Genomic DNA, 653 nt, shown 5'->3' with positions numbered 1-653 from the left:
GGACAATACCTCAGCCGTGCTGCGCTGGAGCGCCCGGTCGGAGACAGTTGGAACCCCGAGGGGGCGCTTCTCCGTCTTACCGGGCTTGGGGATATAGACCCGCCGAATGTTCGGCGCCCGATATCCCTGGCGATGGATGGATTGGAGCATTGGCCCCATCCAGTCCTCGAAGCTCTCCTTCGCCGCCTCCACCGTCTGTCCGTCCACCCCGGCGGCGGAGCGCTTCGGAATCTGTAATAGATTCTTTTGCACTCGGTCGCGCGTGATGTGATGGGCCAACGAGGTGAAGCGAAGATTTGGCTCGCGTCGAGCTTTCACTGCTATTTGTTCAAGTTTCGTTTCCATGGTCAGCTGATCTTCTCTTAGAATAGAAGGCCGTGACTCCCGTTGAATGGAGCCCATGTCGCCCAAGAACAATCCAACTACCGCTGACCGCTTCCCCATGTGGCCGGCTCTCCCGTCCTCGGAGTACTATCGGTCAGTCTGACTTCCACCCGGTCGTCAGACCCTTCTCACCTCAGCGGCTTGGCAGGTCTTACAAAGCTTGCGCTTGAACCGGATGGATCTCCCTTGTTCACGCTGCTTCCTTTGATTGCATGCTGGCGGTACGAACCCCGGGAGCACCTCTGACCGCTCGCGTTGTCGCGGCCCGC

At 59.4% G+C, this 653-nt stretch carries 1 pseudogene; it reads right to left on the bottom strand.

Going from position 1 to position 653, the window contains the following annotated elements:
* Positions 1 to 345 (bottom strand): annotated as a pseudogene (locus Q2M23_RS43755) (group II intron reverse transcriptase/maturase); the annotation flags it as partial.
* Positions 346 to 653: the final 308 nt, after the last annotated feature.

The sequence above is a fragment of the Bradyrhizobium sp. 33ap4 genome (assembly GCF_032654765.1).
Taxonomy (GTDB): Bacteria; Pseudomonadota; Alphaproteobacteria; order Rhizobiales; family Xanthobacteraceae; genus Bradyrhizobium; species Bradyrhizobium australafricanum.
The sequence above is the reverse complement of the archived record's forward strand: the minus strand, read 5'-3'. Positions and strand labels throughout refer to the sequence as shown.